Source organism: Pantoea sp. Seng (assembly GCF_009829935.1).
GTDB classification, from domain to species: domain Bacteria; phylum Pseudomonadota; class Gammaproteobacteria; order Enterobacterales; family Enterobacteriaceae; genus Pantoea; species Pantoea communis.
Genome location: NZ_SZZV01000016.1, coordinates 56,935 through 71,196, shown reverse-complemented (window position 1 = coordinate 71,196; position 14,262 = coordinate 56,935). Strand labels below are relative to the sequence as shown.

Annotated in this window: 14 protein-coding genes and 1 pseudogene; 7 read left to right on the top strand and 8 right to left on the bottom strand. The window is 55.1% G+C overall.

The genetic code is table 11. The features are described from left to right. Nucleotide 1 precedes the first annotated feature (1 nt). The 4 genes from ubiA to FD737_RS16865 form a co-directional block, all read right to left on the bottom strand. Nucleotides 2-868, bottom strand: coding sequence for a 4-hydroxybenzoate octaprenyltransferase (ubiA, locus tag FD737_RS16880; protein WP_176505791.1), 867 nt, complete (start codon nt 866-868; stop codon nt 2-4). A 24-nt stretch (nt 869-892) separates the two neighbouring features. Further along, a complete protein-coding gene (ubiC, locus tag FD737_RS16875; protein ID WP_097118936.1) occupies nt 893-1,411 on the bottom strand; it encodes a chorismate lyase in 519 nt (172 codons plus the stop codon). Between the two features lie 91 nt (nt 1,412-1,502). Continuing rightward, nucleotides 1,503-1,913 (bottom strand): phosphate-starvation-inducible protein PsiE, encoded by a 411-nt coding sequence (gene psiE / locus FD737_RS16870; RefSeq protein WP_058960065.1) that lies wholly within the window; start codon nt 1,911-1,913, stop codon nt 1,503-1,505. Between the two features lie 70 nt (nt 1,914-1,983). Continuing rightward, nucleotides 1,984-2,682 carry a UTRA domain-containing protein gene (locus tag FD737_RS16865; RefSeq protein WP_160834072.1) on the bottom strand — a complete coding sequence of 233 codons (699 nt, stop codon included), beginning with the start codon at nt 2,680-2,682 and terminating at the stop codon, nt 1,984-1,986. 223 nt (nt 2,683-2,905) lie between these two features. Between FD737_RS16865 and FD737_RS16860 the strand changes: the two genes are divergently transcribed. The 6 genes and pseudogenes from FD737_RS16860 to FD737_RS16835 all read left to right on the top strand — a co-directional run bounded on the left by FD737_RS16860 (nt 2,906) and on the right by FD737_RS16835 (nt 9,315). Further along, nucleotides 2,906-3,967, top strand: coding sequence for an ABC transporter substrate-binding protein (locus tag FD737_RS16860; protein WP_160834071.1), 1,062 nt, complete (start codon nt 2,906-2,908; stop codon nt 3,965-3,967). Nucleotides 3,968-4,067: 100 nt separating this feature from the next. Beyond that, the gene (locus FD737_RS16855) at nt 4,068-4,877 is read left to right on the top strand and encodes an alkaline phosphatase family protein (protein ID WP_160834070.1); all 810 of its coding nucleotides are present in this window, start codon (nt 4,068-4,070) and stop codon (nt 4,875-4,877) included. Continuing rightward, entirely contained in the window at nt 4,877-5,725 is an 849-nt protein-coding gene (locus FD737_RS16850; protein WP_058960061.1) for an ABC transporter permease subunit, read from the top strand. The genes FD737_RS16855 and FD737_RS16850 overlap by 1 nt, the downstream gene beginning before the upstream one ends. A gap of 3 nt (nt 5,726-5,728) precedes the next feature. Further along, nucleotides 5,729-6,514, top strand: a complete 786-nt coding sequence (locus FD737_RS16845; RefSeq protein ID WP_097118932.1) for an ABC transporter permease — start codon at nt 5,729-5,731, stop codon at nt 6,512-6,514. A 2-nt stretch (nt 6,515-6,516) separates the two neighbouring features. Continuing rightward, nucleotides 6,517-7,509, top strand: a complete 993-nt coding sequence (locus tag FD737_RS16840) for an ABC transporter ATP-binding protein (RefSeq protein WP_058960059.1) — start codon at nt 6,517-6,519, stop codon at nt 7,507-7,509. Between the two features lie 180 nt (nt 7,510-7,689). After that, nucleotides 7,690-9,315: pseudogene (locus FD737_RS16835) on the top strand (Na/Pi cotransporter family protein). A gap of 162 nt (nt 9,316-9,477) precedes the next feature. Here the strand turns inward: FD737_RS16835 and gntU are convergent. The 4 genes from gntU to FD737_RS16815 all read right to left on the bottom strand — a co-directional run bounded on the left by gntU (nt 9,478) and on the right by FD737_RS16815 (nt 13,369). Next, entirely contained in the window at nt 9,478-10,818 is a 1,341-nt protein-coding gene (gntU, locus tag FD737_RS16830; RefSeq protein WP_097118930.1) for a gluconate transporter, read from the bottom strand. 2 nt (nt 10,819-10,820) lie between these two features. After that, nucleotides 10,821-11,357, bottom strand: a complete 537-nt coding sequence (gene gntK, locus FD737_RS16825) for a gluconokinase (protein WP_034826988.1) — start codon at nt 11,355-11,357, stop codon at nt 10,821-10,823. Nucleotides 11,358-11,497: 140 nt separating this feature from the next. Beyond that, nucleotides 11,498-12,493, bottom strand: a complete 996-nt coding sequence (gntR, locus tag FD737_RS16820; RefSeq protein ID WP_097118929.1) for a gluconate operon transcriptional repressor GntR — start codon at nt 12,491-12,493, stop codon at nt 11,498-11,500. A 180-nt stretch (nt 12,494-12,673) separates the two neighbouring features. Then, nucleotides 12,674-13,369 carry a pirin family protein gene (locus FD737_RS16815; protein WP_160834069.1) on the bottom strand — a complete coding sequence of 232 codons (696 nt, stop codon included), beginning with the start codon at nt 13,367-13,369 and terminating at the stop codon, nt 12,674-12,676. Nucleotides 13,370-13,732: 363 nt separating this feature from the next. Between FD737_RS16815 and FD737_RS16810 the strand changes: the two genes are divergently transcribed. Then, the gene (locus FD737_RS16810) at nt 13,733-14,224 is read left to right on the top strand and encodes a GNAT family N-acetyltransferase (protein ID WP_058960055.1); all 492 of its coding nucleotides are present in this window, start codon (nt 13,733-13,735) and stop codon (nt 14,222-14,224) included. Nucleotides 14,225-14,262 lie beyond the last annotated feature (38 nt).

The window sequence follows — 14,262 nt, the reverse complement described above, 5'->3', positions numbered from 1 at the left end:
TCTAAAACAGGTCAATAAATGGCTGAGTATTGAGAAGTACGCCAATAAACAGCACCAGACCAACGTAGTTATTATTCAGAAAGGCCTGGAAGCAAGGATCGCGTTCACGTTGAGCAATCAGCTTTTGTTGATACACAAAGAAGCCGCCCGCCACCAGTAATGACCAGTAAAACGCCCCGTTCAGATGCAACATCAATCCGACTAGCGCCATTAGCCCCAACGTGGCCAACTGCAATAAGCCGATGATCAATTTATCGAAACGTCCGAACAGAATCGCTGTGGATTTCACGCCAATCTTTAGGTCGTCATCACGATCAACCATCGCATATTGCGTGTCGTAAGCCACCGTCCAGCAGATATTCGCGAAGAACACCAGCCAGCAAACAATAGGTAAGGACTCACTAACCGCCGCCCAACCCATTGGAATCGCCCAGCCGAATGCCGCTCCCAATACCACCTGGGGTAAATGGGTGTAGCGCTTCATAAACGGATAGACCCACGCCAGTGCCAGGCCACCAAATGACAGCAAAATCGTCATACGGTTCATGGTCAGCACTAGCGCAAATGCCAGCAACCCGAGCACGACAAACAGGATTTTGGCCTCTTTCTCCGTCACCGCGCCGCTCGCCAGCGGACGCGATGCGGTCCGTTTGACATGACCATCCACCTTACGGTCCGCATAATCATTGATCACGCAACCCGCGGCACGCATCACAATGACGCCGAGCACAAATACCACCAGCACAGACAAAGGCGGCACCGCCATGCCTGATAACCACAGTGCCCACATGGTGGGCCACAGCAGCAACAGCGTGCCAATCGGTTTATCGATGCGCATCAGGCGCCGATAAGCCTGCCATTTGGTCATGGTTAAGGTTTTTTCCACAATCCTTTATCCTTGATTCAGCGCGCGGTACAACGGCGACGCTGGTAAAAACAGTTCAGTTAGCAGCAGCGGTTTGCCTGATAAACGCAGGCGCGAGCGACGTCCCCACAGATCGTCCACCTGACCGGGATCGATAAAATCGCGGCTCAGCGTCGAGGAGGCGAAAAGATAGCGCCCCAGCGGACGAGTGCCAAGATTTTGCAGCATCTGCTCCGGGCCGTTCAACGTGCTTTCTGGCACCACGGTTCGCCCAATCAACCAGGGTTCGCCATCGCCGCACAGCACGATTTCACGTAACCAAAAGCGCTCATCGGCGGGCAAGAATTCCGCTTCTGGCGCTATCTCGTCAGCGGTAATAAAGCTTTCGCGGATCAGTTCCACCGTCACCTGCTGGCAATGCTGCTCGAAGCGACGCGTCATGGAGTCTTCCTCCAGTAACCAGTCGAGCAGAGGGGGGGAAAGCAAGGGGGAAGTGGCTGGCAGCCAATGCAGTGCGAGTAACTGGCGCAGCGCGTGATGCGACATCAGGACATCTCCGGAGAAAAAGTTGCCCTAGTTTAACGCAGAGAATCGGGCGTGGCACTGCTGGTTGTGCCACGCCAGACAGAAGGGGGGATTATTCGCGCTTTAAGCGATTGCTATTGGCTAACCACAGCGTGACCACCAGAATTAAAATCGCCGCTGAATAATAAAGCGTGTCGAACGGGTTTTTATGGTCAACGATAATCAGACGAATGATTGCGGTGATGCCGATATAGATGAAATAACGCAGCGGGAAGTGATAGCCGGACTGGAAGTACTTCACTATCAGCGCGATAAATTCGAAATAGAGAAAATAGATCACGATGCCTTCGATCAGCAGGTAAGAAGACGCCTGCTCACCAGTGCTAAACAGCACATTAGCTAAATGAATCGTCTCTTTGCCAAGAAACACCACCAGGATGATGGCCAACGTCACCAGGCCAATATTCAGAACCCACTGTAATACCGAAGCAATAAGCTGCCCCGGTGCTGATTTTGTTGTCATTTTTATGCGCCTCAAAGTACGGAAACTCTCTGGCGTTATCATGCTGTAGTGTGATCAAAATCACAATATGCTACACATCAACATCCACACAGAGTGCGTCATAGCGCCAGTACTCGCAGTCACAGTCGATGACCCGTTTGTGCTGATCGCGGTTAATGCGTGTAATGAGTAATCCGGGAGTTCCGCTGGCGACATTGAGTGCCGGTGCCGCGCGCGCAGGAAGCGGGCCGGGCAGAATGGTAAAGCGAGCGCCGCCGTAGCGAATGCCATAGCGCTGATCGTAGAGATCGGTAAGTGAGCGGGTGAGGTCTTCCTCTAGCAGGCCGGGAAAAAAGGCCGGATTGAGGTAATGCTCCACGTACAACACCGCGCGCCCATCAATACGTCGCCGGCGTCGAATGCGAAACACGCTATCCCCTTCCAGTAACTGCAAATGTCGTGCAATCACCAGCTGTGCCGGGACTTCCCGCGCCTCAATTACTTCAGTGAGAGCGATGCGCCCTTGCTCGGCGGCCATGGCATGAAAGTGGCTGTGATGGGCCGGGTTATATACCAGCCTGGGTGGGGCGAGAAACCAACCTCGACGCAGCTCACGGTAAATGACGCCCTGCGCTTCCAGCAAGCCCAGCGCCTCACGCAGGGTAATACGCGTGGTGGAATAATGTTCACTTAAACTGCGTTCTGCCGGCAAACGTCCGCTGGCAAATTCACCGTTTTCAATGCGTTCGCTCAGCGCCGCAGCAATCACATCCACCGTTTTCGACGACATTTTTTAGCCTCATTTTGGGGCAATTCTGCACTATGACAGTTCGATGACTACAATATGACAGGCATATCCCACGCTTTCGCGCGCTGTATCCGCATGTGGAGCTACGCGTCACACCACATTTCACCACCATGGTCATAAAACCTTCATCTGATCGGGCTACATTGGCTCGGTTCTTGCTGGACTAGACCAAGACGTCCCACAACTTACACCCGGAGCAACCGAGATGAAAGCGTTTATCTCCTCTGTAGTAGCCAGTGCCGTACTGCTTGCGCTGCCCGCCGCGCACGCCGCCGATAACGACATTGCCGCGCTGGAAAAAGCCGCGCGTGCTGAGGGCCAGGTCAACAGCGTCGGTATGCCAGACAGCTGGGCGAACTGGAAAGACACATGGAATGACATCAACAGCAAATATGGCCTGAAGCACAGCGATACCGATATGTCATCGGCGCAGGAGCTGGCTAAATTTGATGCAGAGAAAGAGAACGCCAGCGCCGATATCGGTGATGTGGGCGCCGCGTTCGGTCCGGTTGCTGTGACCAAAGGTCTGGCACAACCGTACAAACCAACGCATTGGGATCAGATTCCAAGCTGGGCGAAAGACAGCGAAGGCAACTGGATGCTGGCGTATACCGGCACCATCGCCTTCCTGATCGACAAGCAGCAGGTTAAAGATGCACCGCACAGCTGGGCCGATCTGAAGAAAGGTAAGTATGTGGTCACTATCGGTGACGTCGGCGTGGCTGCTCAGGCGGCTAACGGCGTACTGGCGGCCAACTACGCGATGGGCGGTGATGAGAAGAACCTGAAGCCAGCCCTGAAATTCTTTGGCGAGCTGGCTAAAGAAGGCCGTCTGGGCGTGACCGATCCGGTGATTGCCAACATTGAGAAAGGTGAAATTCAGGTTGCCGTGGTATGGGACTTCAACGGTCTGAATTATCGCGATCAGATCGACAAAAACCGCTATGAAGTGGTGATCCCGTCTGATGGCTCCGTGATTTCCGGTTACAGCACCATCATCAACAAATACGCCAAACACCCGAACGCCGCCAAACTGGCGCGTGAATACATCTTCTCTGATGCCGGTCAGATCAACCTGGCGAAAGGTTATGCACGTCCAATCCGCGCTGAGCATTTAACTCTGCCAGCCGATGTGCAAGCCAAACTGCTGCCGCAGTCTGAGTACAAAAATGCCCGCCCGATCAAAGATCAGGCTGCATGGGATAAGAGCTCGAAAATGCTGCCGCGTCTGTGGCAAGAGAACGTGATTATCAATATGAAGCAGTAATTTGCACACACCCTGGCGGCGCAACGTATTGCGCATCGATACGCAATACGTTGCGCCGCTAAGCGCAGTGCCCGCAATTTGAATGATGTAAGGAACGGGAATGAAGACAATCCTGGTGGTACTGGATGGCCTGAGCAATCAGGTGGCACAGCATGCGATGGGCTATCTGTTTGCTGAATGCAAACAGGGCAACGGCCAATACTACACGCTGACCTGCGAACTGCCTTCGCTGTCACGTCCGCTGTATGAATGCATTCTGACTGGGATTCCGCCAGTGCAGAGCGGCATTATTCATAACGGCGTCAATCGATTGAGCAATCAGCGCAGCATCTTCCATTACGCCCGCGCCGCCGGTTTAACCACGGCCGCTGCCGCCTATCACTGGGTGAGTGAGCTGTATAACCAATCCCCGTTCAACAATGCGCGTGATCGCCACACCGTCGCCCCCGATTTGCCGATTCAATACGGCCACTTTTACTGGGACGACAGTTATCCGGATTCCCACTTGTTTGAAGATGCCGAGAGCCTGCGTCTGAACCACGATCCGGACTTTTTACTGATTCACCCCATGAATATCGACGATGCCGGGCACAAGCATAGCCTGTCATCGCCACAATATCGCAACCGCGCACGTATGGCCGATGGCTATCTGTCGCAGTGGATGCCCGGCTGGCTCGCTGCGGGCTATCAGGTGATCGTCACCGCCGACCACGGCATGAACGATGACCGCTCGCACGGCGGCATTTTACCGGAAGAGACGCAGGTGCCGCTGTTTGTGTTTGGTGCGGGCTTCTCCCGTCAGCCCGATCTCGAACCGCAGCAAACTGAACTGTGTGGCATCGTTTGCACGCTGCTGGGCATTGAGCACGATAAACCGATGTGCCACGGTTTGCTGGCGGAGCCGCGTTAATGAAGGGCAAAACCCTCGCCACGCTATTGCTGCTGCCGTTCGCCTTCTTTTGGGTTGCCTTCCAGCTCGCGCCGCTGCTGTGGATCGCCATCAACAGCTTCTGGAGCGACATGAACGAGCGTTGGGGTATCGATAACTACATCGATATCCTCACTTCACCGTTTTACCTGCAGGCGTTTCGCCTGTCGCTGGATATCTCCATCTGGTCGAGCATTTACGGCCTGCTGATCTCGTTGATTGCCGGCTATTCGCTGCATCAGCCAGGCAGCGGCCGCTTTCAGCGCTTCCTGATGTCGTTTACCAACATGACCAGCAACTTTGCGGGTGTGCCGCTGGCGTTCGCCTTTGTGATTCTGCTGGGCATGAACGGCTGTCTGACGCTGCTGCTGCGCCACTTCGGCATGCTGGAAGGGTTCAAGCTGTTCTCGCGTGACGGCATGGTGCTGGTTTACACCTGGTTCCAGATCCCGCTCGGCATTCTGCTGCTCTATCCGGCGTTTGATGGCTTACGCAAAGATTGGGAAGAGTCGGCCGCGCTGCTCGGTGCCAGCCGCTGGCGCTACTGGTGGCATATTGGTTTGCCCATCCTGTTCCCGGCGCTGTTAGGGACTTTTGTCATCCTGCTGGCCAATGCGCTGGGTGCTTACGCCACCATTTATGCGCTGACCACCGGTAACTTTAACGTGGTGCCAGTACGTATTGCCGCGCTGGTGTCGGGTGATATCTCGCTCGATCCGAATACCGGTGGAGCGCTGGCCATGTTGCTGGTGTTCATTATGGCGCTGATTACCGTGGTGCAGCAGTATCTGGTGCGCCGCAGTTATCTCAACGCGAAATCACAGGAGTAGAACGTGTCTCGCGCGGAAAAAATTTATCATCGCCTGATTATCTGGCTGCTGCTGATCATCCTCGCCGCCCCGCTGCTGGCGACGTTGCTGTATGGCATCTCGACTGACTGGAGCGACACCATTCTGCCGCAGGGCTTTACCCTGAAGTGGTTGATTGAGCTGTGGAGCGATCCGCGTTTCCTGACCGCATTGGGCCACTCCTTGCTGATTTGCTTTGGCGCGCTGCTGTTCTCATTAATGCTGGTGCTGCCTGCGATGTTTGTAATCGCTTACTATTATCCGAAGCTGGATGCGGTGATGAACGTGCTGATTCTGATGCCGTTTGCCGTGCCGCCGGTGGTGTCATCCGTTGGCCTGCTGCAGCTTTATTCCTCTTCACCGCTGATGATCACCGGCACGCCGTGGATTCTGGTCGGCTGTTACTTCACCATCGCGCTGCCGTTTATTTACCGTGCTATTGCCAACAATATGCAGGCGATCAATCTGAAAGAGCTGATTGATGCGTCTCATCTGCTGGGTGCCAGCACCTGGCAGGCGGCACTGTTTGTAGTACTGCCGAATCTGCGTAAAGGCGTGTTCATCGCGGTGCTGCTCTCCTTCTCATTCCTGATAGGTGAGTTTGTGTTCGCTAACCTGTTAGTCGGTACCCGCTATGAAACCTTGCAGGTGTATCTCTACAATATGCGTAACGGCAGCGGCCACTTTACCAGTGCGCTGGTGATCTCTTATTTTGCTGTCGTCCTGCTGGTCACCTGGCTGGCGAATGCCCTCAATCCTGAACGAGGCTGACCATGAGTTATCTGAACGTCACCCAGCTGAACAAAAGCTACGGCCCCACCAGCATCTTTGAAAATATCGATTTCAGCGCCGATGAAGGTGAGTTTGTTACCCTGCTCGGCCCGAGCGGCTGCGGCAAATCAACGCTGCTGCGCTGCATCGCCGGTTTGACGGATGTCGATAGCGGCAAAATTCTGCTACAGGGTCAGGATATCGTGCCGCTGCCACCGCAGAAACGTACCATTGGCATGGTGTTCCAGAGCTACGCGCTGTTCCCCAACATGACGGTGGAGAAGAACGTGGCGTTTGGCCTGAAAATGCAGAAACTGCCAGGCGGCGATATTCAGAAACGGGTGATGGAAGCGCTGGCACTGGTCGAGCTGACCGATTTCGCCCGCCGTTATCCGCACCAGCTTTCTGGCGGACAATGCCAGCGTGTTGCCTTAGCGCGCTCGCTGGTGACGCGCCCTCGTTTGCTGTTGCTGGATGAGCCGCTCTCCGCACTGGACGCGCGCATCCGCCGCCATCTGCGCGAACAGATCCGCAATATCCAGCAAGAGTTGAAGCTCACCACGATATTCGTGACCCACGATCAGGAAGAGGCGCTGACGCTGTCTGACCGTATCGTGCTGATGAATCGTGGCAAAATCGTACAGAACGGTAACGCCGAAGCCCTCTACACGCAGCCAGCCGATCTGTTTGCCGCCGGGTTTATCGGCAACTACAACCTGCTAAGTGCGGAACAGGCAACGCAGCTCACCGGCCAGACATTCACGGGTCAGGTAGCGATTCGACCTGAGTCAATCCGCTTGAGTGCACCGCAGGATGGCATTCCGGCCACTATTCTCAGTCACAGCCTGCTAGGTAACGTGATCCGTTATCGTGTACTGGCGCATGGGGTTGAATTGTCAGTGGATGTGCTGAATCGCAGCGTGGCGGATTTGCACCCTGCTGGCATGCAAATTGGTCTACAGTTAGAGATGTCGACGTTGCGCCAGGTTGCTTAAATTTAACGAGAAATTGGCAACGCAACGCGGCAGTATTCAGCGTTAATGCAGCCTGTTAATCGTTGTCGCGGCGGCCTTTAGGCTGCCCATGGCCGCACTTCGGTGCGCCCGACACCTCGGTACTCACCCACAGGCTTGCAGTTGGTGCAATGTAAGTCTGAGGATAAGGAACCGCCCGACGTGTTGACCCTACTCAATCTCTTATCTGCTGTGGCCCTGCTGGTGTGGGGCACGCACATTGTGCGCACTGGCATCATGCGCGTGTACGGTGCCGATTTGCGCCGGGTGCTCAGCCGCAGCGTGGAAAAGAAGCCAATGGCGTTTCTCGCCGGGATTGGCGTCACCGCGCTGGTGCAGAGCAGCAATGCCACCACCCTGCTCGTCACCTCGTTTGTCGCACAGAATCTGGTGAGTCTGACGCCTGCGCTGGTGGTGGTGCTCGGTGCCGATGTCGGTACCGCCATCATGGCGCGTATCCTGACCTTCGATCTCTCCTGGCTATCGCCGCTCTTCATCTTCTTTGGTGTGGTGTTCTTCCTCAGCCGTAAGCAGACGCGGGCCGGACAAATGGGTCGAGCTGCCATTGGCCTTGGCTTAATTCTGTTAGCGCTACAGTTGATCGTGGCCGCTGCTAAACCCATTACCCAGGCGGCGGGCTTGCAGGTGCTGTTCTCCACGCTAACCGGAGATGTCATGCTGGATGCACTGATTGGCGCGGTATTCGCCATCATCAGTTATTCCAGCCTCGCGGCGGTGCTGATCACCGCTACACTGACGGCAGCGGATGTGATTTCATTCTAAGTGGCGCTCTGTCTGGTGATTGGTGCCAACCTCGGCAGTGGTTTGCTGGCAATGATTAACGCCAGTGGCTCAAATGCTGCGGGAAAACGCGTGGCACTGGGCAGCCTGCTGTTCAAGCTCATTGGCAGCCTGGCGATTTTGCCACTGGTGAATTATATCGCTGATATTCTGGACAAGATGCCGGTCGATGACGAAGAACTGGTGATCTTTTTCCATGTATTTTACAACCTGATTCGCTGCCTGATTATGGTGCCATTCGCCGAACCGATGGCGCGCTTGTGCCGTCGTATGATTTCCGACGAGCCGGAAACCGATGCCCATTTACGCCCTAAACATCTCGACCGCAGCGCGCTGGATACCCCTGCGCTGGCATTGGCCAATGCGGCGCGAGAAACCCTGCGCATCGGTGATGTCGTTGAACATATGATGGAGTCCTTCAATAAAGTGGTGCATGGCGAACTGCGTGAAGAGCGCGCGGTGCGGCGTCTGGATGATGATGTCGATGTGCTGTATACCGCCATCAAACTCTATCTGGCGCGCATGCCGAAAGAGGATTTGGCCGAGGAGGATTCGCGCCGCTGGGCCGAGGTCATCGAGATGGCACTCAACCTTGAGCAGGCGGGCGATATCATTGAACGCATGTGTGCGGACGTGGCGGTGAAATCGCTGAACGCCCGTCGGGCATTTTCCCCCGAAGGGCTGGAAGAGCTGAACACATTGCAGGAGCAGGTACTCAACAATCTGCGCCTCAGTTTGTCGGTGTTTCTGTCGAAAGATATCCCCAGCGCGCGCCGACTACGCCGCTCCAAACACCGTTTTCGCATCCTGATTCGCCGTTTCTCACACGCTCACGTCGAGCGCCTGCATCAGAAAAATGTGCAGAGCATCGAAACCAGCTCCCTGCATCTAGGGTTGCTGGGAGATATGAAGCGTCTGAACTCGCTGTTCTGTGCGGTGGCGTATACGGTGCTGGATCAGCCGGATGATGAGCGGGATGAGGATTAACGAACAGTCTGGTGCGATGATCAACGGCTGCGGGATGCAGCCACATCGTCATACATGCGCGACCAATCGGCTGTGCTATTCGGTCAGGTCGCCATCAATGGCAACCTGCCGTGCGGATAGGTGAATTTTATAGGGTGCGCATTGCGGCGCACCTAAAAATTCTTACGACAGCAGAGTGAACGCGATCATCCCGACAATGGCACCGGTGGTACCAAGAATGGTTTCCATCAGCGTCCAGGTTTTCAGCGTTTCACCTTCCGTTGCACCGGTGAAGCGGCCAAACAGCCAGAAACCGGCATCGTTGACGTGACTAATAATGATGGAGCCACCCCCGATGCAGATCGACAGCGCCGCCAACTGCGCGCCGCTGTAGTGCAGCGGTTCAATCACTGGCATCACCAGGCCCACGGTCGTCAGACAGGCCACGGTCGCCGATCCCTGAATCACACGGATCGCACCGGAAAGGATGAAGCACGCCAGCGCAATCGGCATCCCGGCGCCAGTGAGCGCGTGACCCAATACCGGGCCGACGCCAGAATCCACCAGCACCTGCTTGAACACACCGCCCGCACCGATCACCAGCAGAATAATGCCTGCCGGTTGCAGCGCACTGCCGCACACCTGCATCACCTTCTCTTTGTCCATTCCCTGGCGATAGGCCAGACCGTAAATCGCTACCAGACACGCCAGCAGGATCGCCGTAAACGGATGGCCGATAAACTCCAGCCACTCGTAGAGACGTGAATCCGGTGTGGTGAAGCGCGCCCCGATGGTTTTCAGGCCCACCAGCAACAGCGGGAACAGGATCAGTGCCAGGCTGAAGCCAAACGACGGCAGCTTACCCTCTTCCACTTCTGGCTGATGATCTTCCGGCGGCGCACTGAAACTGACATGGCGGGCAATAAAATTGCCAAACAGCGGACCCGCAATCAGCATACCGGGAATCGCTGCACACAGGCCCAGCAGGATCATCCAGCCAAAGTCCGCGTGCATCTGGGAAGCCAGCAGCATCGGGGCCGGCCCCGGCAGCAGAAACGCCGCAGAGGCCGCCACACCAGCAAACAGTGGAATGACCAACTTCACTAAGTTGCCATGGGTACGACGCGCCACGGCAAAGGCGATGCTGATCAGCAAGACCACCGCTACTTCAAAGAACAGCGGTAGCGCGCAGATCAGCCCGGCAATCCCCATCGCGTAGTGCGCCCGGTTTTCACCAAAGGCTTTCAGCATGCGGATAGCGATTTGATCGACTGCGCCGGTTTCATGCAGGATTTTGCCGAACATCGCGCCCAATGCCACCACGATGGCGAGAAATCCGAGCGTCCCGCCCATGCCTTTTTGCATGGTGTCAGCAATTTTATCCAGTGGCATGCCAGAGAACAGACCGGCACCAATTGAGACTAACATCAGGGCGATAAAGGCGTGCATACGCGCTTTCATCACCAAAAACAGCAGCAGCAGGACGGAGCCTGCTGCGGTTAACACCAGCGTTGCGGTACTCATTACTAACCCTTGTTGGTTGCTTCCTCAATGGTCGCAACCGTGGCCGCAACGACTTCATCCAGTGAATGATTGATATCAACCACCAGCACATCGGGCTCGTCAGCCCCAGGCTCTTGCAAGGTCTCAAACTGCGTCACCAGCATCTGGGGCTTAAAGAAGTGACCTTTACGTGCTTTCAGACGCGATTCGATGGTTTCGAAATCGCCCTTCAGATAGATGAATTTCAGGTTTTGGTTGCCCTGTCGCAGGATGTCGCGGTAGGACTTTTTCAGCGCCGAGCAGACGATAATCGAAATAGCCTGGGTGCGCTGCATGGCGAAGGCGGCATCATTCAGCGCCTGCAGCCACGGCTGGCGATCGTTATCATCCAGCGGATGACCGTCGGCCATTTTCATGATGTTGCTACGTGGATGCAGGAAATCGCCATCCAGAAATGCCGTGCTCAACTGATGAGAAACCTGATTAGCGACGGCAGACTTTCCGCTGCCGGAAACGCCCATCAGGATAAAGACGTGGTGCGATGGAGATGGCGTGGTCATGGTTTTGCGCTCCGGCAGGTTGCCTGCCAATGTTACCGATAACAAATTTGATTATCATTTTCGGAGCCCACTGCGGGACTGGCAACCCTTGTTAGGTGGAAAAGCACGAAAGTGTGAACTGACTCAAATAATCGCCAAAATCAGATGCTGCCACCTTCTGCAATTTCAAACCCGACATCCAGCGGCTCGGTCACGCTGCGGTCGCCGCCAATGCGCGCCAGCAGCATCGCAGCCGATTCGCGTCCCATGCGCTCACGCGGGGTCAGCACCGTGGCCAGGCGCGGCGTGACCACTTGCGTAATATCGTGGCCGTGGAATCCGGCAATCGCCATTTGCGCAGGTACGTTTAACCCCTGGCGCTGGCACTCAAACATCGCGCCGACTGCCAGGTCATCGTTGGTACAAAACAGGCTGTCGGTTTCGGGATAGCGTTTCTGCGCCTCGCATAGCAGCTGCGCACCGGCGCTGAAGGAGGAAGCATCTTCCATCATCACGCTGTGCGGCGTGAGCCCGGCTTCACGCATCGCCTTTTCGTAGCCCTGCTGTTTTTGCAGGGTACGCTCATCCAGACGTGCGCCGAGGTAAACGGTGTGGCGATGTCCTTTTTTCAGAATAGCATGCGTCATCTGCCGCGCCGCTTCGACGTTATCGAAGCCCACCGCCATATCGAGACACGGCGTGACTGAGTCCATCATCTCAATCACCGGAATACCCGCCACTTCCAGCATGCGCAGTGTGCCGGGCGTATGGGTGCGTTCGGTGAGGATGACGCCGTCGATGTTCCAGCCGAGCAGCGATCGCAGCTGTAGCTCTTCTTTGTCCGCGTTGTAGCCAAAGTGCGCCACCAGGGTTTGATAGCCGGCCTCATCGGTGACGGTTTCAATGCCGCGTAACACGTCGGCGAACACCTGGTTGGTGAGCGAAGGCAACAGTACGCCGATAGCGCGACTGGTCGCATTAGAGAGCATATCGGGGGCACGATTGGGGATATAACCGAGTTCATCCAGTGCGACGGCGATCTTATCGCGCAGCGCCGCAGAGACCTGATCGGGGTTTCGCAGGTAGCGACTGACGGTCATTTTTGTGATGCCGACGCGATCGGCAACGTCCTGTAGTACCGGCCTTTTCTTCTTCATCGTATGCGCCTGAGGTCAGAGATACGATGAGTCTATCATTTTTTTGTCAATTTCAGGCTTTGCGGAAAACCATGAATACCCGCTCTGATTTTGTGCACATCGGTACGCACCCAACGAAAAGTCGGCAAAAAATGCAAGGTCGCCATAGAGGGCAACCTTGCACGATTTATTGACAGGCTGTTACACCGGCGGCAGATCAAACAGCAGAATCTCTGCATCGCTGTCAGCGTTGATGGTCAGCGCGCTTTCATCCCAGATCGCCAGCGCATCACTGGTACCGACCTGTTCGCCATTCACGCTCACCAGACCTTTTACCACCTGAATCCACACACGACGACCCGCTTCGACAGTCACCGCGTCGGCTTCGCCCTTAGCAAACACCCAGCGCGACAGGGTCATGTCCTGGAACACTTTCAGCGATCCTTCACGCTCATCCGGGGACAGGACAAACTGGCGACCTTTCACATCCTCGAAGCGGCGCTGCGCATAGCGTGGCTCAATGCCTTTGCGCTCTGGAATGATCCAGATCTGATACAGATGCAGCGCATCTTTATCACTGGCGTTGTACTCTGAATGGCGCACGCCAGTACCGGCGCTCATGATCTGGAACTCACCTGCCGGGATCTGCTCTTTGTTGCCCATGCTGTCTTGATGTTCCACGGTGCCAGACAACACATAGGTCAGGATTTCCATGTCTTTATGCGGATGGGTACCAAAACCCTGGCCGCCATCAATCACGTCTTCATTGATAACGCGTAAGGCCGAGAAGCCCATAAAGTTGGCATCGTAATAGTCGGCGAAAGAAAAGGTGTGCCAGCTATCGAGCCAACCGTGATTGGCGTGACCGCGTTCTTCTGCTTTGCGTAAGTAGATCATTTTCAATTCTCCTCAATGTTTTTTACAGTGTGTGCCTGAGAGAGATTGATTGATAGCTGAAAAACTTCACGCCTCTGTTCAAAAATGCTGAACGTTTTGGTGGTGATCGGACAATGAGGATGAAAGAGGCAAATAGCAGGCAAAAAAAAAGCCAGCACCCGAGCTGGCTAAGAAACACTGGAAGCAATGTGAGCAATGTCGTGCTTACCCGGTAGTCAGGAGACGTTCCCGGTCCGCATGACAATAATAATCATTATCATTCGCGTCTGTAAACCCCTTTTGAGAATTATTTTCAATTGACGACTTGCGAGAATTCCTTGATGTTAAAGGGGATTTTATTCACTTTGCACAAGGAGTCGCTTTATGAGTCAGATCGTCATTCGCCACGTAATCCCAGAAGATGCTGCTGCACTAACACGTCTCTACAGCCAACCGGAGACGCAGGCGAATACATTGCAACTGCCACACCAGTCACCCACGCTATGGCAGGAACGCCTTAGCAATCCACGTCCGGGTGTGCATATGCTAGTGGCAATGATTGACGATCAACTGGCTGGGCAAATCACGCTAGAAGTGCAATCTGTCGCACGACGTCGCCATGCCGCTACCTTTGGCATGGGCGTTGATCCCGCCTTTCACCGTCGCGGCGTAGGCTCGGCGCTGATGGCCGCGATGATTGACCTGTGTGACAACTGGCTACAAGTGACACGAATCGAGTTAACCGTGTTCGCTGATAACCATAAAGCGATGGGTCTTTATCAGAAGTTTGGCTTTGAGATCGAAGGGACGGCGAAGCGTTTTGCCATGCGCGACGGCGAGATGATTGATACGCATTACATGGCGCGATTGAAATAACTTGCGCAATGAATCGCGCCGCTACAACTCGTACTGAG